Here is a 19,057-nt window from a genome sequence, read left to right on the forward strand (position 1 = left end):
TTATCTTTGACGAAACGGGTATCTTTTCAGGCTTACTTCTCCCATGGCACTTTTCTCATACATGCCAATGCAGGCTTGCTGGTATTCTTCGGGAAAATAAGGTGCCGCAGGAGCCAACTCACTGGGGTAATTTTCAGTAGCGTTGAAGAAAAAAACCTTGGTATTGCCATACTTGGTATGGGGCATGAAATTGCCGTAATCCTCCATTTCATTCCATAGAGTGTCGGAAGTTGCCACAGCATACACCCTCACAATTGGGCCAGTGTTGTTTTCATTTCTGTACATCGCCACTTCCTTGTAATCCCCTCTGAGATCTTGAACGCCAGGCTGAGTAAAGGTATCCTTGGCGATCCATAAAACCACCCCCCCGACTACCAAGATCAAAATGTAAAATATAGATTTAGTCTTCATCAGTTTTAAATTAAGCGTGTCCCCTCATCAATTTTGACCACATAAGTCTTCAAAGTAATCCCAAAAGCGTTTTCATATACTACTTTGAGTTCTTCCTCAAACTTAGCCACCTTATCCTTTTCCACCAAATTTAGCGTACAGCCTCCAAAGCCTCCTCCCATCATCCGGCTTCCCAGCACATAACCCAGCTTTTTTGTCTCTTCTACCAGTAGATCCAACTCTTGGCAGCTGACTTCATAGAGTTGGGAAAGCCCTTCATGGGAGGCATACATCAATTGGCCAAGATGGTTGAAATCATCCCGTTCCAAAACCTCGCAGGCCTTCAAAACGCGTGCGTTCTCCATCACCACATATTTACACCTCTTATAAACTTTTTGATCAAATTCAGCTTCATGGGTTTCAAGCATATCCAAATCTACATCCCGAAGACTGTTTATGGCTGGAAAATACTTTTTCAACAGCTCAACACCCTCTTCACATTCTTTTCTTCGCTGATTGTATGCAGAATCTGCCAGGGAATGCTTTACTTGGGTATCACAAAGGATCAAAGCATGCTCATCCAGCTTGAGGGGGAAAAGGCTGTAATCCAAAGACCGGCAATCCAAGCGAATGACATGACCCTCTTTTCCCAACACTGAGGCAAATTGATCCATAATCCCGCATTGTACACCGGCAAAGGTATGCTCGGCAAGCTGACCGATTTTGACCAGGTCGACCTTTTTCAAGCCCAACTCAAAGAGCTCATTCAACCCCAAAGCTATACCACATTCCAAGGCTGCCGAGCTGGAAAGACCAGCCCCAATCGGAATATTGCCTCCAAAAACACAATCGAAACCCTTAACCTCCAAGCCGTTTTTCTGAAGCTGGTCCACAACACCCATCAAATAATTCGCCCAGCCGGAAGACTGAGGAGCGAAATCATTTAGGTTAAATCTAAATTCCTCTTCAAAATCCAGCGAGTATAACCTACATTCCTGCAAACCGTTTTCAGCAATGGCCAAAACCATGGCTTTGTCTATTGCTGCCGGAAGGACGAAGCCCTCATTGTAGTCGGTATGCTCTCCTATCAGGTTGATCCTTCCAGGAGCATTTACCATGATGGGAGTAGTGATATATTTTTCCTTAAAAGTACGTGCGACTTTTTCCTCAAATATTGTTTTCTTCATTCTAACCCTAAATTTAGAAAAAATGGGCTTCCTTTCAGAAAGCCCATTCAAATCCTTTTACATCTTAATCAAATTACCAGAACAAGCCATACAGCATGGTCAGCAGCAACAATATTATTATGGATGAAATATTGAATGCAGGGCTGGTGGCAAAAAGGCTCTTGGTAAGAGGAATGCCTTTTTCGTGGTTTTGCCCCTTATTTTCGATCAAACTGATAATCACCATCACAATCATGGTAAGCACCCAAGTCCACATCATTTGGTTCATAAATGGCAACACCACAAACAAAGGGCTGTCGGACCACTCATTTGGTCCAACTTTAAAGTAAGCGGCAATCGGCATGGAAATTAGCACCCCCCAGATTGCGGCGTTGTTGGTGGATTTCTTCCAGAATAATCCCATCATGAATACCGCCAAGATACCCGGGCTGACTATGCCAGTATATTCCTGGATGTACTGGAATACCTGGCCAAGATTCTGAAGCTGAGGTGCCAAAATAACGGCAATCACAAGCGCCAAACTCGCCGAAAGTCTACCCACTGTCACCAGTTTTTTCTCCGAACCGCCTTTTTTTGCAAAAAACGGCTTGTAGATATCCATGGTAAAAATGGTCGCCGTGGAGTTCAACATAGAGGCAAGTGAAGATACAATCGCTGCTGCTAGAGCTGCCAACACCAAACCTTTTAATCCTACTGGCACAAAGGAGGTGATCAGCCATGGGGCTGCGTTGTCATTGATCACACGGCCTGTGGCACTGAAAAAGGATGGGTCAGCGGAAGCAGCGGTGATGTTGCCAGCAGCATCTGAATTCATCACAAAGGCGATGATTCCAGGCAATACAACAATGATAGGAATGATAAGCTTTAAGAAGGCCGCTAAAACAATCCCTTTTTGAGCTTCTCCAAGGCTTTTTGCAGCCAAAGTTCGCTGTATGATATATTGGTTGAAACCCCAATAATAAAGGTTGGCAACCCACATTCCACCTAGCAAGACGGCCAGCCCCGGAAGATCCCACCAGGCATCTCTGCCGTCAGGGGTGATGATTTCACCTTTGGAAAGAATCATCGAAAACTTCTGCGGTACTTGCTCATAGACCATTTTCATCCCGGCAAAAATCCCTTCTCCCTCGGCCAAATAGTGAAGCGCAAAACCAGTGGTAATCAAACCACCAATCACTAGCAGGACAACTTGGATCACATCTGTCCAAGCCACTGCCGAAAGTCCCCCATAAAGAGAATAGGCTGCAGCAAAAAGCGCTAAGCCTATTATACTATAATAAAATAAACCACCGTCACCGGCACCCATAATGGTGTCCAATGCTGTGGCCCCCAAATACAATACGGAAGTAAGGTTGACAAAAATGAAAAGGGCTATCCAGAAGATCGCCAAGATAGTTTTTAAGTTGGTACTATAGCGCTTTTCAATAAATTCTGGAATGGTATAAAGTCCTTTATTGATGAAAATGGGAAGGAAAAACTTACCCACGATAATCAAAGTTAGGGCGGCCATCCACTCATAGGAGGCAATCGCCAGCCCTATGGCAAATCCGGAACCTGACATTCCGATAAACTGCTCTGCAGAAATGTTGGCGGCAATCAAGGAGGCTCCAATAGCCCACCAAGGCAGGGTTTTACCCGCCAAAAAGTAATCCTCGGAGGTCTGCCCCTTTCCTCGGGAGACATAAAGTCCTATACTTATGATAACCAAACCGTAAATTATAAATACAGCTTGGTCAATCCATGAAAATTCCATAACAAAAGGTTAAACAGGTTTTAATATTAGGGCTGAAATTAAAACAATAACTTCAAAAATCCCTTAATACCTTTTATAAGTTATGAATATGCAGAGACTTTTTTTGATTTTGACCTATTCTAGAGTCGAAAATTTATAAACACATGTTTCCCTATACACCTCCCTTTTCTCCAATACTGTACTTGGAAAGTAGGAATGATTTGGGCTATCTGGAAAATGTTGGGTTTCCAAGCAGAAAGCACTGTGCTTGGGATAGGTTTTCCCACCTTTTCCCTTCACTCTTCCATCCAAAAAATTGGAGGTGTAAAACTGAATTCCGGGCTGTGTGGTGAACACTTCCATTTTGATCCCAGATCTCTCCGACCATATGCCTGCCGCATATTCCAACAGGCCGGGCTCAGGCCTGTTAAGCACCCAATTGTGGTCGTAGCCTTTCCCAAATTTAAGTTGCACATGGTCATTCTTGATCCTCTCTCCTATGACCCTGGGAGAATGAAAATCAAAAGGACTGTCTTTTACCAATGTAATCTCCCCAGTTGGAATTTGGGTTTCGTCCACTGGGGTAAAGGCGTTGGCATTGATTTCCAATTGGTGATCCAAAACATCTCCCTCGCCAGCTCCATTTAGGTTAAAGAATGAATGGTGACTGAGGTTGACAACAGTTTTCTGGTCAGTGGTGGCCTCATAATCAATCCGAAAGGCATCTTCCTCTGTGAGTGTGTACACCATGTTGACCTCAAGGTTACCAGGAAAACCTTCTTCCCCATCCGCTGATAAATACCGAAACGCCACATGCTCGGTATCTGCACTCAGTACTTCCCAATCGGCATGGTGAAACCCCTTCGCACCACCATGGAGGGAGTTTGGCCCATTATTTTGGTCCAACGTAAATTCTTCTCCATCCAGAGTGAACTTCCCCTTCGCAATCCTGTTTGCAAATCGTCCTATCACCGCCCCAAAATAGGCTTCGCTGCTTTTTTTATAATCCTGCAAATCATCAAACCCCAACACGACGTCCAAAAGCTGCCCTTCTTTATCAGGAGCCAGTAATTTGACCACCCGCCCCCCGTAATTGGTGACGTGTATTTCCATTCCGTTGGAGTTTTTCAGTTTGTATAGGTTCATGCGCTTATAGGTTTTGATTTAAAGTAAAAATATGATTTTGGCAACTTCAGCCTGACAAGTTGCCAATTTCATAAAGTTAAAAACCCAACCCGTCAAAAATGTTTTGCCCAGTGGAATTTGAGAAGTAACTTTGTTGACAATTAAAACATTGCAATTTACCCAACCCCAGTATACATGGCTTTTGAGTACCTGAAGGCACTTCATATAATTTTTATCGTCACCTGGTTTGCAGGTTTATTCTATATAGTCCGCCTATTTATCTATCAAGTGGAAGCCCTGGAAAAGCCTGAGGTCGAAAGAAACATCCTCAAGCCCCAATTGGACCTGATGGCCAAAAGGCTTTGGATGGGCATTACTTGGCCTTCTGCTATCCTAACTTTGATCTTCGGTTTCTGGGTACTCTCGTACCGCTGGGGCTATACCCAATTACCGTTTATGCATGCCAAGCTCACCTTTGTGGCTCTTTTATACATGTATCACCTCATTTGCCACCGCATATATAAACAGCTTCAGAATGGCGTGGTCAAATGGACCAGCAACCAGCTCAGGCTATGGAATGAAGCGGCAACTGTTTTGCTATTTGCAATTGTTTTCCTGATTGTGCTGAAAAATCTTACGGATATGGTTTGGGGACTGGTGGGCCTTGTGGCTTTGAGTGGCTTGCTTATGGCCGGAATCTGGATCTACAAAAGGATTCGGGAGAGGAACTAATAGCTTTCGCCCCTTGTATCTTATAAAAATATTGAATCAATGAAATTACGTCATATCTGTTCTCTGGCCATCATTCTGGTCCCTTTTCTTAACTCTTGCGGACCCATGAATGGTCAAAGTGACGAGCTTCCGATTTTGGGACACCGCTATGCTGAGGAAAGAACGGTGGATGGAGAAACAAAAACGGATACGGTTTACCACCAGATCGCTGATTTTTCATTTCAAAACCAGGATGGCGAAACCGTCACTAACGAAACGGTGAAGGGCAAGGTCTACGTAGCCGACTTTTTCTTTACCAGCTGCCCTACCATTTGCCCTGTGATGAAATCAGAAATGCTGAGAGTTTATGAAAGGTTTGGCGACCAGCCTGGTTTTAAGATTTTAAGCCACAGCATCGATCCCACATTTGATACAGTTGCCTTATTAAATGATTACTCAGCCCGCCTTGGTGTGGAAGACGCCTCCACATGGCATTTTCTTACTGGTGATCAGGAAAAGATTTTTGAAATCGGACAGACCAGCTACATGACCACCGCCATGGAAGATAAAGAGAAGCCAGGAGGATTTCTTCACTCAGGCGCTTTTGTATTGGTGGATCAGAATGGCCATATCAGAGGGGTGTATGACGGCACCAAAAGTGATCAGGTAGACAAACTAATGAATGACATCCCAAAATTGCTAAGCAATTCATGAATGTAATAAAAATTATTGCCCTAGCTCTCTTGGGAACGGTTTCACTCGCTTGCGAATCGGAAAAAAGCACCTCATCCATTTCCCACATCAAGGACACCAAAACCAAGCAGTATGCCATCGAGGGCAAAACCCTGTATGAGCAAAACTGCTCAAATTGCCATCAATCCGACGGTACTGGTTTGGGTAGGGTTATCCCACCACTGGCCCAAGCTGACTTCATGCTGGAAGATCAGGGCAGAACTGCCCGGCTGATCCGATATGGTATAAAAGGAGAAATCACCGTGAACGGTGTGCAATATAACCAAAACATGCCAGCCAACACTCAGCTCACTCCAATCGAAATTGCCCAGATCATGACCTATATCTACAATGTATGGGGCAATGATGAGGGATTGGTTAGCGCCTCAGATGTGGAAAAATTTTTGGCGGATTAACTCCCAACTTCGGCCTCGGCCCTAGCCAAAGCTTCTTTTATCTGGCGATTTACCTCCTGCACTTTTTCTCTTTGCTCAAGTAGGTAGGTTTCCTCTTCCTCAGACTCTATATCATCTGGACGGAATTGTCTCATCCAAACAAACATTCCATCATAAGCCTGGTTGAGTTCATCGACGATACTGGCTTTGTGAGCGATCTCCTCTGAATGGCCCGCAGAATCTAAAGCTACAAGGCTATCTTTTTGGGAGGTTACGCGTTTTTCCATGTTTTTCAATCGGCCCATTTGAGGCATTACCTCATCATGGATGGCGATAACTTCCTCTTTCAGGTCCGAATGATCCTCGGATTCACTTACGGAAGTCTTTCCATCACATGAAAAACATCCAATGATTAGAAGTAAAAGCAGGATTCGGGTTGAAAATTTGCAAAGCATGGCTAATAGGCTAGTGAATTGGCAAAATTCCTAAAAAAATACCTCAATAAAAACACATTAGGTCATTACTTAAATTGATATTTCCAATTTAGGTAATGAATCGATACCAGAATAGCCGAACAGACCAGGGAAACATACTGCATCCATTGGATAAAGTCATGCAAAAACAAACTGGTACCGAAAAGACAAACAGTTGCCCAAAGTGCTACCTTAATTAAAACAGATTGCGTACTTTTATTTGTCAGCCAAACAGCCACCAAGGCCAACAGGAAAAAGACAAAATCAAACGTATGATTATGGGTATAAAAATTGAAAAAATAACCCATGGATATAATAACTGGAGCAGAAATGCAGTGGATCATGCACACGAAGGAAGCAGACATCCCTAAGATGTCGGATTTGAGTAATGCTATTTCTTTCACTTTCTGCAACATGATTGCAAATATAAGACATCAATTTTCAACCACAAAATTTTCTGTAGTTAAAGTCTAGATAATCTTTAAATTACATGGATCACCCTTCCTTGAACATGCCTATGAGACCCTATTGTTTTGCAAAAAATGAGATCATTCCTAGCCAGTCGGCCACCCTCCATCCTGCCGATATAGGCTTGATCAGAGGATATGCCATTTTTGATTTCTTCAGAACTGTCAACCATGAGCCGATTTTGCTTTCCGACTATCTGGACAGGTTTACCAAATCAGCGAAGATCACAGCAATTCCTCTGGACTATTCCAAAAAAGAACTTGAAGAGATCATTTCAGAGCTTATTGAAAAAAACGACCTAAAGGAGGGCGGAGTCCGAATGGTTTTGTCAGGGGGAATTTCGCCCAACCATTTTAGCCCGGCAGAAGGATCTTTCTTTATCTTTTGTGAAGACCTTCAGATGCCTGCCGCATCCAAATATGAAAATGGTGTAAAACTCATCACCTCAGAATATGTGAGACCCATTCCCGAAGTGAAGACCACCAATTATAGCCAAGCGGTGCATTCCAGCCTTACCTGGAAGGAAAACAACGTGGAAGACCTGATTTATCATTTTAAAGGGATTATTTCAGAAAGTAGCAGGAGTAACATTTTCATTGTAAAAGACGGCATCCTTGTCACCCCAAAAGAAAACATTTTGCATGGTGTTACCCGGAAATTCATCCTCAGTCAGGTTCCCGAGGCACAGGTTAGGGATATCAGCCTTGAGGAAATGTTTGAGGCTGATGAAGTATTCATGAGCAGCACCACGAAGCGAATCCTTCCCGTGACCCAGGTAGATGACCAAAAAATCGGCAAGGGCATACCAGGCAAAATGACCCAACAGCTCCTGGAAAAGTTTAGTGTCCTAGAAAAAACCAGCTCGGAATAAACTGCCTTAAATCATTTATCCCTTATGGCAATGCCTGCCATGTCATAAGGGGCTTTTTCTCTGAAGCTCGCTATATACTCTAGATCTAAAGGCATCACAAAGGCAGGATAAGAGCAGGATTTCCAAGGGATATCCAAGGGATACTCAAGGGATACTTAAGGAATGTAGGCAGGATGTCGGCCACATTCTTAACACATTCCCGCCTGTTCTGCTAATTTCCATGAAAACATAGGACTTTTCCATCACGTCAATTCTGCGGTCGACATAAAAAAAGCTCCGATTTCTCGGAGCTCAATTTTATTTGGATACCAGCTGGGCATCTTTGAGAATGTACATCAGCTTTTCAGGATCTTTCTCGTTCAAAACTAGGGTACCTTTCACCTGGACACGCTTTGATGTGTATTTTATGGGATCTTTAAGCATCACCTCCATCACCGTTTCAGGACCACCGGCCCCACAGAAAAAACATTCTGCCAAAGGAAGTGAGGAAAGTATGATATGCTCCGGTTTAAACATGCCTTCAAATGGGATGATATAGCCATCAGCGGTCACTTCAGTCCCTTCCAAGCTTTTGATTTTCTCGCTAAAATCAGGCACATACAATTCGCCGAAATCATCTTCACCAATCTTATAACTCACATTGGCAAGATCCCTCCACACACTTACATCTTGGGCAAAGGCTACCTGCGCTGCCACGACGGCTAGGAATGTCAACAAAAATCTTTTTACTAATATCATACTATTATTTTGGTATTATTTATTTCGTCAATTGGGTCGCAATGTCTGTCCTATAGGCATTCCAAGCTGGAATCAGGGAAGCTACAATTCCCACCCCGATTGCATAAGCCCAAATATACAACTCTTCTTCTATAAAGGTCCAAGCCGAAATCCCGGCAATTGCCCCCTGTTCGTTGAGGCTAACCAAGATCTGGACAAAAAAGTGCCCAAGCAATACACCCACACATGCACTAATAAACGTTAAAATAACCCCTTCAAGTACAATATGAAAGAACAGCTGCCCGCGAGAGGCTCCCAGGGTCCGCATGACGGCGAGGTCATATTTCCGCTCCTTCATGGAATTATACAAGGCAATGAAAATACTCAGGCCAGCTATGATAATAATGGCAATGGCCAAGCCCTGAACGAGCGTAACCCCTACTCCAAGCAATTCAAACAAACGGTTTAGCTCAAAAGCCGGCGAGGCTGCCTGCATGCTGGTCCGGCTATTTATAAACCTTGGCAACTGTACAGCGGCCATCGGGTTTCTGTACTGGATCAGTAGGGTGGTGATTTCAACCCCTTCTTCATCCGTTTCCGGCAACCCACTGGTCACCACAGGGGCTCCCATAGCTACATGGTCATGCTCTTCCGCATGCGAGAACCAAACAGATTCCAAGCTGGTCAAAACCAGGTTATCCAATACATTCCCACTTTCTTTCAGAATACCAACCACCACGTAATCATGTTCATCGTGGTCATGGCTGGCAGTAGCGATCCCATGTGAACCGGCAAATTCACTCCCCAAGCTTAAATTCAGCTTTTTGGCCACTTCTGCACCCAGTACCACCTCAAAGGGTTTAGTCCAATATTCTCCCTCCGAAAGACCTGCATTATAAAGCTCCAAATAATCGTGATTAGTGCCCACGATTCGGAATCCCTGATAATTATCCCCCATACCCATGGGAATGGCTGATTTGACGAGCCTGTTACGGGTAAGCCCACGGGCATCTTTCAAGGGAATGTTACCTGTAGGAAAATCTATATGATATACGCTGGAGAGCACCAGTTGAAGTGGGCTCCCTTTTGCTCCCACTACCAGGTCCACCCCCTCGGCTCCGCGCGTCATTTTGGACTCAAACTGATTCTGCATTAGTAAAAGCACCGTAATAACAGAGAGGCCAAGGGCCAACAAAAGGATGCTTAAGGTTGTATTGAGAGGTTTGAAAATGAGGTATTTCCAGCTTAACTTGAAGATGTTCATTGTTTCCCTACTGTCATCTGGTTAGTGAAATGGTTTTTCACCCTTTGATCATGGGTGACCACGATAAGGATTGAATTGAGTTTTTCGGCCTGCTTTTTCAAGAGCTGTATTACCCGCTCGGCGTTGGCATCGTCTAGTGATGCGGTAGGCTCATCGGCGAGGATCAGCTTGGGATGGTTTACCAAGGCCCTGGCAATGGAAACCCGCTGGGCCTCCCCTTCGCTCAATTGGCTGATTTTGGAGTTTTTCTTATCCAAAATATTAAGGTCTGAAAGGATTTCATCCATATCGTAGGGTTTAGCCCCGGACAAGTAATTGGCCAATTGAAGATTTTCCTTCACCGTTAAAGGCGCCAAAATGTGAGGCTTCTGGAATATCATCCCGATATTTTTGCCCCTAAACTTATCCAACTCGGCCCCTTTGAGCTTATATAGTTCAGTGTTGCCAAGCCTTAAATCGCCCCCATGGGGTTCAAGTAATCCTCCTAAAATATTCAAAAAGGTGGTTTTACCGCTTCCCGAATGTCCAAGCACCAGCAGGTTTTCACCCCTGGCCAGATTCACATCCGGGATAATGAAGGCATTCTTGGTATCGTAATGGAAGCGAATATTTTTGGTATGCAGCATTTTATTTTTCTAAAGGAATTTTCACAAAGAAGGTAGTGCCTTTTTTAACCTCGCTCTTAAAAGTAACTTCTCCCTTGAGCACATCCACACTCTTTTTGACAATTGACAAGCCTAGACCAGACCCCTCAATGATCCCCACGTTACCGGCTCTAAAGAACCTATCAAACAGTTGGGCCTGCTCCTTGTCTGGAATTCCGATACCAGCATCCTGAATGCAGGCGTGTAGGGTCTTATCCTCCATCCAAACTTTAAAAAGCACCTCTCCATTCTCTTTGGAATATTTGGCAGCATTGCTTAAGAGATTTTCAAAGATTTGATAGAGCAGGTCCTGATCACAATAGATAGTCTTGGGCAACTTCTCGATTTTAGTGACAATGTTGACCTTGTTTTCCACCCCAGCCTGTACCACATCGATCACCTCATTGAAAAACGCTGAAGTATAAAGCTTGCCCGGTTTGTAAGCTATTTTGTTTTCATCGGCTTTGCCAAAGAAGAGTACGTTGGTCAAAAGACTGTTGAGCGTTCTTACAGAGGCTTCGATCTTATCCGCATGCTTGGCCATTTTGGCTTTGAAAGGGTGATCCTTTTGGGCATATTTTTGCAGCAACTGGGCCGAACTCAGGATGGAAGTAAGTGGGGTCTTAAAACCATGGGACACGTTGAGAACGATCCTGGATTTCAGCTCATTGATTTCCCTTTCCTTCTCAAGAGCTCTTTGAAGCTCCTTGTTTGCTTCATTGAGTTCAGCGGTCCTTATTTTCACCTTTTCCTCCAAAAGCTCATTCAGTTTTTGGAGCTCTTTTTCTTTTCTGTCCTTAAATATAGCAAGTTCAATCACCATATTTAATTCACGGATATTAAAGGGCTTGATCACATAGGCACTTGGGTTGGTGCCTACTACTTTCTGGAGCGTCTCCTCATCAGAGCTGGCTGTGAGGTAAACTACCGGAATGGCATATTTTTCATTGATGATCTCAGTGGTTCTGATCCCATCGAGCTCCCCGGCTAGGTTGATATCCATCATCACCATGTCTGCGGTATTCTGCTCCAGGAATTCCAAAGCCTCCTCACCGGAATCCGCAATGGCTAATATCTTATGGTTGTTTTTCTCGAGCGCTTTTTTGAGCAGTAATGCGGAGACGGTATCGTCCTCAGTTATTAAAATATTCAAAGGATTCATCATTAAATTTTAGGAAAAATTATCGGTTGGGTCTTGAACGACGACTTCTGCCTCCAAAGGAAGCACCACCGTCACCATAGTACCTATACCCTGGGTACTTTTCAGTAAGATATGCCCTTTTAACAAATCTACCAAGCTTTTCGTAATGGAAAGCCCCAGTCCAGTCCCCTCAAATTTACGGGCATATCCCCCACTTTCCTGCTGGAATGGCTGGAAAACTTTCAGCAAAAATTCCTCACTCATACCAATCCCTTGATCCTGAACCCTAATAAATAGCGAGTTATCTATATTTTTTACCTTTATCTGAATCAAGCCCGTCTCCGAATACTTAATTGCATTCCCCACCAAGTGGTTGATAATCAATTCTATTGATTCCCTATCAATCGGGGCAATGAAGGATTTGGTCTCAAACTTGGCTGTAAGCAATAAGCCCTTTTTCATGGCCAAGGCCTTATGCGGCATGAGGGCTTTGGAGATAAAGTCATTGATGTTGGTTTCCTTAAAATGAATTTCCCGCTTGTTTGCCTCAATTTTAGACATGTCCAAAATGCTGTTGATGGTCTTCAGCAACCGTTCCCCGCTTTCCAAGATTATCTCCAGCTGGGAAAGCAGCTCTGGGTTATTTCTGTGGGTATAAATCATGTTTTCGGTACTGCCCAAAATCCCGTTTAACGGCGTGCGGATCTCATGGCTCATGTTGGACAAAAACCTCGACTTTAGCCTGTTGGCTTCTTCCGCCCTGTCCTTCGCATGCTGTAGGGCCAATTCATTGTTTTTCTTCTCGGTGATGTCCCTAAACACATTTAGGATCATCGGCTTCTGCTTGTGCTTGATATCCAAGAGGGTTGAGAAAAGCTCGATAGTTTTGGTACCGCTGACAAAAGGTATGGTCAATTCTTTCAAATACCCTTTTTGTCCATTAGCTTGCAACTTCTGGTAGATTTCAGCACCCTGCTTATCAAAATAATTGAGGTCTGTAAACATGACAGACATATTTTTACCTTTCAGGTCTTTCTCCCTAACCCCGCAGAGTTTGGCCATGGCCGGGTTTACGGTTACTATCTGCCCCCCAGCCAAAGTAAGGCAAAGGCCATCCCTGGAACTGGTCCAAACATTTCGGAACTGCTCCTCTGCCACCTGAATTTCAGAAATCTTTTGGGAAATGGTTTTTCTCAAAAGCATCTCGTTTCGAAATTGGTTGAGCAAAGTATTAAGAATGAACCCTAAGGCCAAAAAGAGCACCAGAACCAAGAAGATGAATATCGGTTTGAGGTAATAGGGTTCATCTACCCTAAAAGGCTCTGAAACTACGGTTTCGGATTCAAACTGGCCATTAAGGCTAGCTTTCAATTCCAAGTAGTAGGTACCTCCCGGCAGATTGTTAAATGAAATATAAGAAGTTTTGGGATCCTTTATTACCGTCCACTCATCGGTTAGCCCCCTTAGCCTGTAATGCACTTCCATATTCATTTGGGGCATAAATGATATGGCTTCATAGAAAATCTGGACGTTATTTAAATTGTAAGGTATACTCTCCAAATCGATGTCCTGAGCATTGGATGCCAATACGACTGTCTCCCCCAAAGTAACCTTTGGGCTCTCTACTTCTTTGATTTCATTGGGAAAAATAATGGATAGGCCATTTTCTGTCCCTACCAAAATCCTACCGTCATAGCCTTTCACAAAAGCCCCCCTATTGATTTCATCACCGGCCAAACCACTCGTATGGTCAAAATTCAGGACCTTATGCGAATCGATAAGAAATACCCCACGGTCACTTCCGACCCAAAGGCCTCCTCTAGAATCCTTCAAAATGGAGTAAGCAGGCCTGTCAAAGGTCTGATCGCCTTGATAACGATACATCTCCAATCGGCCATCTTTATAAACCTTTATCCCTTCATCCGTACCAATCAATAAGCCTTCGGGGGTCTCCAGGTAATCATACCCTCCTACTCTTATATAATGCTGTCGATCTACCAACCCCTCCTGTATTCCTTCATCCCTACTCTGAAGATAAACCACCCGGCCATCCGCCAGTTCCCCAATTTTACGTACATAAAACCTAGTATCAATAATATCCTGAAAAACGGAAGCAAAAATATCGGTGTAATTCAATTGATTCCCACTGGCATCGGCTCTGAAAAGGCTGGCACCGGCAAGCACATACAGCTCTCCGTCTACCACTTTGATGTATTGAACAGGCTCGCCTGTTGGAGGCTTAAAATAAGTCACTTCCCATGTTTTAGGATTTACTCTTCCCACGCCCTGACCACCTGCCGAGAAATAGTAATACCCATCCAACTGCGTGAAATTGTTGACACGGTTTACCGTCCCCCCTCTTAGCTTCGGGAAAGTGCTCAGGGTTTTTAGCTGCCCTTCGGTATAATACTGCACACCGCTTGGAAAACCTATAAGGTAATTCCCACTGCCCAGCCTTTGAATAGCCGTGACCTCATCATCAAGCAAGCCGTGGCTGGTATTGAAATTCTGAAATGCCAATGAAGGGATCTGCGTCACCCCCCTTCTGCTCCCCAGCCAAAGGGCTCCTTCCCGGTCCTGCATAAAACCGTGGATAAAATAGGTACGCATCCCTTCCTCCACTGAGATCCTGAGCGGCAAGCTTTCCAGCGACCTGTTGGCGTTTAGCCCTATTCTAAAAAGTTGTGAGTTGAAGAAGTAAAAGGCGTACCCATTTTGGACTTTGAGGTCAAAATAATCGATACTTCCAAAAGGCCTGTCGCTAAAGCCTGAATGAAGGCGGTTTTCTACTTCGTCTAACGCTTCCCCTTTGGCCAGTACATTTTGACCTAAAAAGAAGTATTCACCCGTTTCAGCATTTTTGGTCACCTTATATATAGGCCCTTCCAGTACATCATTGTGATTGGGCTGGACATCCAATAGACCGTCTTGGTAGTCTACGACCACGTTTTTAAAAAATATCCTGCAAGATTCCCCCTCGCAAAACACTGAAAGAAAATCTCCGTATTCGTCATAATCCACGTTATCCACTTCCCAGTTAAGTGTATTGATGTCTAGCACGGCTATAAGCCCGGGTTCCATAAAAAAAACTTTCTCCCCTGAAGATGTACTCGCCGGCTGAGCTTTACTATGGCCCCGGTATCTGTTTCCCTCTGTAATTTCTTTGGGCAACTCTATGATAGACCAGCTGTTTCCAGACAGCCTCCAAATTTCATTCGGAGAGGATGCCTTATGGATGAAGATATCATTTTGGGGAGTCTGAAAAAGATTTACCCGGCGATTTAATTTTTGGTGAATGGAATCAGGAAGGTAATGAGTGACCAGCCCATTGGTATAAAATGCCCCCCTATCAGTAGCCAGCCATACTTTCCCCTGCCCATCCTGCAGAATATTAAACACCCTATTTGTGGGTAATTCCAAGCCTTTTATTTTCCTATTCTGCTGAAAAGACTGGGAAACACCTACAAATGCAAGCAAACATAAAACAAAAGAAAGAAAAAGCTTTCGCATAAAATTGTAGTATTCTACTAATTTATAAAAAACAATGATTAGAATAAATTAAATTGAGAATGTTTGATAATTCTTTTGTGAAAGGTCTTAATGTCTTATTTTTGTATCAAACTTTAAAAATCGCGACATGAGTGTTTTAGTAAATAAGAATTCAAAAGTAATTGTGCAAGGGTTTACCGGCTCTGAGGGGTCATTCCATGCCCAGCAGATGATTGATTACGGCACCAATGTAGTGGGCGGCGTCACTCCAGGTAAAGGAGGAAGCACCCATTTGGAAAGACCAGTTTTCAACTCTGTTGAAGAAGCGGTGCAAAAAACAGGAGCGGATACCTCCATTATTTTTGTTCCCCCTGCATTTGCAGCTGATGCCATCATGGAAGCAGCTGATGCCGGTATCAAGGTTATCATTGCCATTACTGAAGGAATTCCTGTTAAGGACATGATGAGAGCAAAACCTTACATCCAGCAGAGAGGAGCTACACTTATCGGACCAAACTGTCCAGGTGTGATCACTCCAGGTGAGGCAAAAGTGGGCATCATGCCTGGTTTCGTCTTCAAGCAAGGCCGTATCGGTATTGTTTCCAAATCAGGAACCTTGACTTACGAAGCTGCTGACCAGGTTGCTAAGGCAGGTTTGGGCGTATCTACTGCCATCGGTATCGGTGGGGACCCGATCATCGGTACTTCTACCAAAGAAGCTGTTCAACTTTTGATGAACGACCCAGAAACTGACGCCATCGTAATGATCGGTGAAATCGGTGGTAACTATGAAGCTGAAGCTGCTAAGTGGATCAAAGAAAACGGCAACCAGAAGCCAGTTGTAGGTTTCATCGCCGGCCAGACAGCGCCTCCAGGCCGAAGAATGGGCCACGCTGGTGCCATCATCGGTGGAGCTGATGATACTGCTGAAGCTAAAATGAGAATCATGAGAGAAAACGGCATCCACGTAGCCGACTCTCCTGCAGAAATAGGTGCAGTAATGGCAAAAGCTTTGGGCGTAGAAGCTCAATAAGCATATAATGCACAGATTTAGAAAAGGGGAACCAAACAGTTCCCCTTTTTTTATGTTCCTAAAGCAAGTTCACATTAACCACCAAAACTTCAGGAACATGATTGATCAAAACCTACTTCTAAGAAACCAAACGGCCATAGTCACTGGAGGAAGCTCAGGCATTGGGCAGGGCATCGCCATTGCCCTGGGAGCCGCGGGAGCCAATGTTGTCATCAATTTTCATGGCGATGAAGAAGGAGCCAAGAAAACCCAACAAGCTGTAGTGGACAAAGGCAGCAAAGCCATCATCGTGAAAGGGGATGTAGGCAAGGAAGAGGATGTGAAAATGATCTTTGAAGAAACCAAAAAAACCTTCGGAGAGCTCCACATTTTGGTTAACAATGCAGGCATACAGGAAGACAAACCATTTTTGGAAATGTCTCTAGAGGATTGGCAAAAGGTAATTCAGACAAATCTGACAGGTGCTTTTCTTTGCGCCCAGCGTGCTGCCAAGGTTTTTCAGGAACAGGGCATCAAGGAAGAAGTATCCAAAGCCTGTGGCAAAATCATCTTCATCAGCTCCGTTCACGACACCATCCCTTGGTCTGGAAGGGTCAACTACGCCACAGCCAAGGGTGGCCTCAAAATGATGATGAAATCCATCGCCCAAGAATTGGCACCAAAGAAAATCCGCGTCAACAGCATTTCACCCGGTGCCATCAAAACCCCCATCAACGAACATGAGTGGAAAGATGAGGAAGGTAAGAAGAACATGCTCAAAAAAATCCCCTACGGACGTATCGGCGACACTGAAGATATTGCCCAAGCAGCAGTATGGCTGAGTTCCGACCAAGCAGACTATATTACTGGCACGAGCCTCTACATAGATGGCGGCATGACCCTTTATCCTTCTTTTCAAGAGAAATAAAAGAAACTTCCAAGTCTAAATTAACCCTGCCTTTGTGTAACTTAATTTAGACTTGGTGAGACTTTGTGGCCTTTTGCTAAGTTCGCCTTTGCTGTTTATTTCCAAAGGCTTACTATCTTTGCGCCTTCAAATTCAAAGATATGATTTCAGTAGATTCCTTAACCGTGCAGCATGGCGGCTCGGCCCTTTTCAGCAACATTTCCTTCAGCATCAACGAGAATGACAAAATCGCCCTAATGGGTAAAAACGGAGCGGGTAAATCCACGCTGCTGAAAATCATTGCCGGGGTGGGCAAACCATCTTCAGGCGGAGTGTCTGCACCAAAGGATTTCGTGATTTCTTACCTTCCCCAGCACCTTCTCACAAAAGATGACGCCACGGTGTTTGAGGAAACTTCCAAGGCTTTTGCCAGCTACTTGGATATGAAGACTGAAATTGAAGCCCTAAATGAGGAGCTCACCGTAAGGACTGACTACGATTCTGAGGAATATTACAAAATCATTGAAAAGGTATCAGAGCTAAGCGAAAAGTTTTACTCCATCGAGGAAGTCAACTATGAAGCTGAGGTGGAAAAAGTGTTACTGGGACTGGGTTTTGAAAGAGCTGATTTCCAAAGACCGACTTCGGAGTTCAGCGGGGGCTGGAGAATGCGTATTGAATTGGCCAAAATCCTGCTTCAAAAGCCTGATCTTATTCTTCTGGATGAGCCTACCAACCACTTGGACATCGAGTCCATTCAGTGGCTGGAGGAGTTCCTGACCGAAAAGGCCAAAGCTGTGATCGTAATCTCTCACGACCGGGCATTTGTAGATAACATCACCACCAGAACCATAGAGGTTACAATGGGCCGAATCTACGATTACAAAGCCAAATACAGCCATTACCTTGAATTAAGAAAGGAACGCCGCGAGCACCAGCAAAAGGCCTACGAGGAGCAGCAAAAAATGATCGCTGACAATATGCAGTTCATAGAACGCTTCAAAGGCACCTACTCCAAGACCCTACAGGTACAGTCCCGGGTGAAAATGCTCGAGAAATTGGAAATCGTGGAAGTGGACGAGGTGGACAACTCTGCACTAAAACTACGCTTTCCTCCATCCCCAAGATCCGGAAAATATCCAGTGATCGTAGAGGAGCTTTCAAAGTCTTATGATGACCATGTGGTTTTCAAAAACGCCTCCATGACCATCGAAAGAGGGCAAAAAATTGCCTTTGTAGGTAAAAACGGAGAAGGCAAGTCCACGATGATCAAGGCCCTAATGGGAGAAATTGAATTTGAAGGCAGACTTGAGCTGGGCCACAACACCCAAATCGGCTATTTTGCCCAAAACCAAGCCTCGCTTTTGGATGAAAACCTGACCGTATTTGACACCATCGACCGTATTGCGGTGGGAGAGATCCGATCGAAAATCAAAGACCTTTTGGGGGCCTTTATGTTTGGCGGAGACAATTCCATGAAGAAGGTGAAGGTCCTTTCCGGAGGGGAAAAAACCCGATTGGCCATGATCAAGCTTCTCCTTGAGCCAGTTAACCTACTTATCCTCGATGAGCCTACCAACCACTTGGACATGAAAACCAAGGATATCATCAAGGACGCATTGAAGGCATTTGACGGTACACTCATCCTGGTTTCTCACGATAGGGACTTCCTAGACGGCCTAGTGACCAAGGTTTACGAATTTGGCAACAAGAGAGTGCGTGAACACTTTGAAGACATCAATGGCTTCTTGGCTTATAAAAAGATGGAAAACCTCAGAGAGGTGGAGAAATAACAGAAA

The 19,057-nt window shown here is 44.3% G+C and carries 18 protein-coding genes; 7 read left to right on the forward strand and 11 right to left on the reverse strand.

Annotated elements, in window-relative coordinates; genetic code table 11:
• The 4 genes from KI659_RS13035 to KI659_RS13050 form a co-directional block, all read right to left on the reverse strand.
• The gene (locus KI659_RS13035; protein WP_213945798.1) at positions 1 to 411 is read right to left on the reverse strand and encodes a hypothetical protein; all 411 of its coding nucleotides are present in this window, start codon (positions 409 to 411) and stop codon (positions 1 to 3) included.
• A 5-nt stretch (positions 412 to 416) separates the two neighbouring features.
• Positions 417 to 1,577, reverse strand: a complete 1,161-nt coding sequence (locus tag KI659_RS13040; protein ID WP_213945799.1) for a galactokinase — start codon at positions 1,575 to 1,577, stop codon at positions 417 to 419.
• Positions 1,578 to 1,650: 73 nt separating this feature from the next.
• Positions 1,651 to 3,330: a sodium/sugar symporter gene (locus KI659_RS13045; RefSeq protein WP_213945800.1), complete on the reverse strand. Its 1,680-nt coding sequence runs from the start codon at positions 3,328 to 3,330 to the stop codon at positions 1,651 to 1,653.
• 114 nt (positions 3,331 to 3,444) lie between these two features.
• A complete protein-coding gene (locus KI659_RS13050) occupies positions 3,445 to 4,455 on the reverse strand; it encodes an aldose epimerase family protein (protein WP_213945801.1) in 1,011 nt (336 codons plus the stop codon).
• 174 nt (positions 4,456 to 4,629) lie between these two features.
• On the opposite strand from KI659_RS13050, the gene KI659_RS13055 reads away from it, so the two are divergent.
• From KI659_RS13055 to KI659_RS13065, 3 genes are read left to right on the forward strand one after another with little or no spacing between them, the layout of a single operon-like run.
• Positions 4,630 to 5,166, forward strand: a complete 537-nt coding sequence (locus KI659_RS13055) for a CopD family protein (RefSeq protein WP_213945802.1) — start codon at positions 4,630 to 4,632, stop codon at positions 5,164 to 5,166.
• 39 nt (positions 5,167 to 5,205) lie between these two features.
• On the forward strand, positions 5,206 to 5,859 hold the full coding sequence (locus KI659_RS13060; RefSeq protein WP_213945803.1) for an SCO family protein: 654 nt from the start codon (positions 5,206 to 5,208) through the stop codon (positions 5,857 to 5,859).
• Positions 5,856 to 6,293, forward strand: a complete 438-nt coding sequence (locus tag KI659_RS13065) for a c-type cytochrome (RefSeq protein WP_213945804.1) — start codon at positions 5,856 to 5,858, stop codon at positions 6,291 to 6,293. Before KI659_RS13060 ends, KI659_RS13065 begins: the two co-directional genes overlap by 4 nt.
• Here the strand turns inward: KI659_RS13065 and KI659_RS13070 are convergent.
• Together KI659_RS13070 and KI659_RS13075 are read right to left on the reverse strand one after the other, a co-directional pair.
• Positions 6,290 to 6,727 (reverse strand): SPFH domain-containing protein, encoded by a 438-nt coding sequence (locus KI659_RS13070; protein WP_213945805.1) that lies wholly within the window; start codon positions 6,725 to 6,727, stop codon positions 6,290 to 6,292. The two genes, KI659_RS13065 and KI659_RS13070, sit on opposite strands and share 4 nt — an antisense overlap.
• Positions 6,728 to 6,792: 65 nt before the next feature.
• Positions 6,793 to 7,161, reverse strand: coding sequence for a MerC domain-containing protein (locus KI659_RS13075; protein ID WP_213945806.1), 369 nt, complete (start codon positions 7,159 to 7,161; stop codon positions 6,793 to 6,795).
• Between the two features lie 74 nt (positions 7,162 to 7,235).
• Here KI659_RS13075 and KI659_RS13080 point away from each other — a divergent pair, with 74 nt between their 5' ends.
• Positions 7,236 to 8,084 carry an aminotransferase class IV gene (locus KI659_RS13080; RefSeq protein WP_246535407.1) on the forward strand — a complete coding sequence of 283 codons (849 nt, stop codon included), beginning with the start codon at positions 7,236 to 7,238 and terminating at the stop codon, positions 8,082 to 8,084.
• 297 nt (positions 8,085 to 8,381) lie between these two features.
• On the opposite strand, the gene KI659_RS13085 is transcribed toward KI659_RS13080, so the two are convergent.
• The 5 genes from KI659_RS13085 to KI659_RS13105 are packed head-to-tail and all read right to left on the reverse strand — an operon-like array spanning position 8,382 to position 15,360.
• A complete protein-coding gene (locus KI659_RS13085) occupies positions 8,382 to 8,822 on the reverse strand; it encodes a hypothetical protein (RefSeq protein WP_213945807.1) in 441 nt (146 codons plus the stop codon).
• A gap of 19 nt (positions 8,823 to 8,841) precedes the next feature.
• Positions 8,842 to 10,065 carry an ABC transporter permease gene (locus tag KI659_RS13090; protein ID WP_213945808.1) on the reverse strand — a complete coding sequence of 408 codons (1,224 nt, stop codon included), beginning with the start codon at positions 10,063 to 10,065 and terminating at the stop codon, positions 8,842 to 8,844.
• Positions 10,062 to 10,691 (reverse strand): ABC transporter ATP-binding protein, encoded by a 630-nt coding sequence (locus KI659_RS13095; RefSeq protein ID WP_213945809.1) that lies wholly within the window; start codon positions 10,689 to 10,691, stop codon positions 10,062 to 10,064. The genes KI659_RS13090 and KI659_RS13095 overlap by 4 nt, the downstream gene beginning before the upstream one ends.
• Position 10,692: 1 nt before the next feature.
• A complete protein-coding gene (locus tag KI659_RS13100; protein ID WP_213945890.1) occupies positions 10,693 to 11,871 on the reverse strand; it encodes a hybrid sensor histidine kinase/response regulator in 1,179 nt (392 codons plus the stop codon).
• A gap of 9 nt (positions 11,872 to 11,880) precedes the next feature.
• A complete protein-coding gene (locus KI659_RS13105) occupies positions 11,881 to 15,360 on the reverse strand; it encodes a sensor histidine kinase (protein WP_213945810.1) in 3,480 nt (1,159 codons plus the stop codon).
• A gap of 127 nt (positions 15,361 to 15,487) precedes the next feature.
• On the opposite strand from KI659_RS13105, the gene sucD reads away from it, so the two are divergent.
• From sucD to KI659_RS13120, 3 genes are all read left to right on the forward strand, one after another.
• Positions 15,488 to 16,372: a succinate--CoA ligase subunit alpha gene (gene sucD, locus KI659_RS13110; protein WP_213945811.1), complete on the forward strand. Its 885-nt coding sequence runs from the start codon at positions 15,488 to 15,490 to the stop codon at positions 16,370 to 16,372.
• Positions 16,373 to 16,469: 97 nt separating this feature from the next.
• Positions 16,470 to 17,279, forward strand: a complete 810-nt coding sequence (locus tag KI659_RS13115) for a glucose 1-dehydrogenase (protein ID WP_213945812.1) — start codon at positions 16,470 to 16,472, stop codon at positions 17,277 to 17,279.
• 140 nt (positions 17,280 to 17,419) lie between these two features.
• Positions 17,420 to 19,051, forward strand: a complete 1,632-nt coding sequence (locus tag KI659_RS13120) for an ABC-F family ATP-binding cassette domain-containing protein (protein WP_213945813.1) — start codon at positions 17,420 to 17,422, stop codon at positions 19,049 to 19,051.
• Positions 19,052 to 19,057: the final 6 nt, after the last annotated feature.

Source organism: Litoribacter ruber (genome assembly GCF_018449405.1).
Lineage (GTDB): Bacteria > Bacteroidota > Bacteroidia > Cytophagales > Cyclobacteriaceae > Litoribacter > Litoribacter ruber.

Coding starts and splice junctions, on each gene's coding strand:
- KI659_RS13035 (WP_213945798.1), bottom strand. CDS start 411: ATGAAGACTAAATCTATATTTTACATTTTGATCTTGGTAGTCGGGGGG.
- KI659_RS13040 (WP_213945799.1), bottom strand. CDS start 1,577: ATGAAGAAAACAATATTTGAGGAAAAAGTCGCACGTACTTTTAAGGAA.
- KI659_RS13045 (WP_213945800.1), bottom strand. CDS start 3,330: ATGGAATTTTCATGGATTGACCAAGCTGTATTTATAATTTACGGTTTG.
- KI659_RS13050 (WP_213945801.1), bottom strand. CDS start 4,455: ATGAACCTATACAAACTGAAAAACTCCAACGGAATGGAAATACACGTC.
- KI659_RS13055 (WP_213945802.1), top strand. CDS start 4,630: ATGGCTTTTGAGTACCTGAAGGCACTTCATATAATTTTTATCGTCACC.
- KI659_RS13060 (WP_213945803.1), top strand. CDS start 5,206: ATGAAATTACGTCATATCTGTTCTCTGGCCATCATTCTGGTCCCTTTT.
- KI659_RS13065 (WP_213945804.1), top strand. CDS start 5,856: ATGAATGTAATAAAAATTATTGCCCTAGCTCTCTTGGGAACGGTTTCA.
- KI659_RS13070 (WP_213945805.1), bottom strand. CDS start 6,727: ATGCTTTGCAAATTTTCAACCCGAATCCTGCTTTTACTTCTAATCATT.
- KI659_RS13075 (WP_213945806.1), bottom strand. CDS start 7,161: ATGTTGCAGAAAGTGAAAGAAATAGCATTACTCAAATCCGACATCTTA.
- KI659_RS13080 (WP_246535407.1), top strand. CDS start 7,236: ATGGATCACCCTTCCTTGAACATGCCTATGAGACCCTATTGTTTTGCA.
- KI659_RS13085 (WP_213945807.1), bottom strand. CDS start 8,822: ATGATATTAGTAAAAAGATTTTTGTTGACATTCCTAGCCGTCGTGGCA.
- KI659_RS13090 (WP_213945808.1), bottom strand. CDS start 10,065: ATGAACATCTTCAAGTTAAGCTGGAAATACCTCATTTTCAAACCTCTC.
- KI659_RS13095 (WP_213945809.1), bottom strand. CDS start 10,691: ATGCTGCATACCAAAAATATTCGCTTCCATTACGATACCAAGAATGCC.
- KI659_RS13100 (WP_213945890.1), bottom strand. CDS start 11,871: ATGAATCCTTTGAATATTTTAATAACTGAGGACGATACCGTCTCCGCA.
- KI659_RS13105 (WP_213945810.1), bottom strand. CDS start 15,360: ATGCGAAAGCTTTTTCTTTCTTTTGTTTTATGTTTGCTTGCATTTGTA.
- sucD (WP_213945811.1), top strand. CDS start 15,488: ATGAGTGTTTTAGTAAATAAGAATTCAAAAGTAATTGTGCAAGGGTTT.
- KI659_RS13115 (WP_213945812.1), top strand. CDS start 16,470: ATGATTGATCAAAACCTACTTCTAAGAAACCAAACGGCCATAGTCACT.
- KI659_RS13120 (WP_213945813.1), top strand. CDS start 17,420: ATGATTTCAGTAGATTCCTTAACCGTGCAGCATGGCGGCTCGGCCCTT.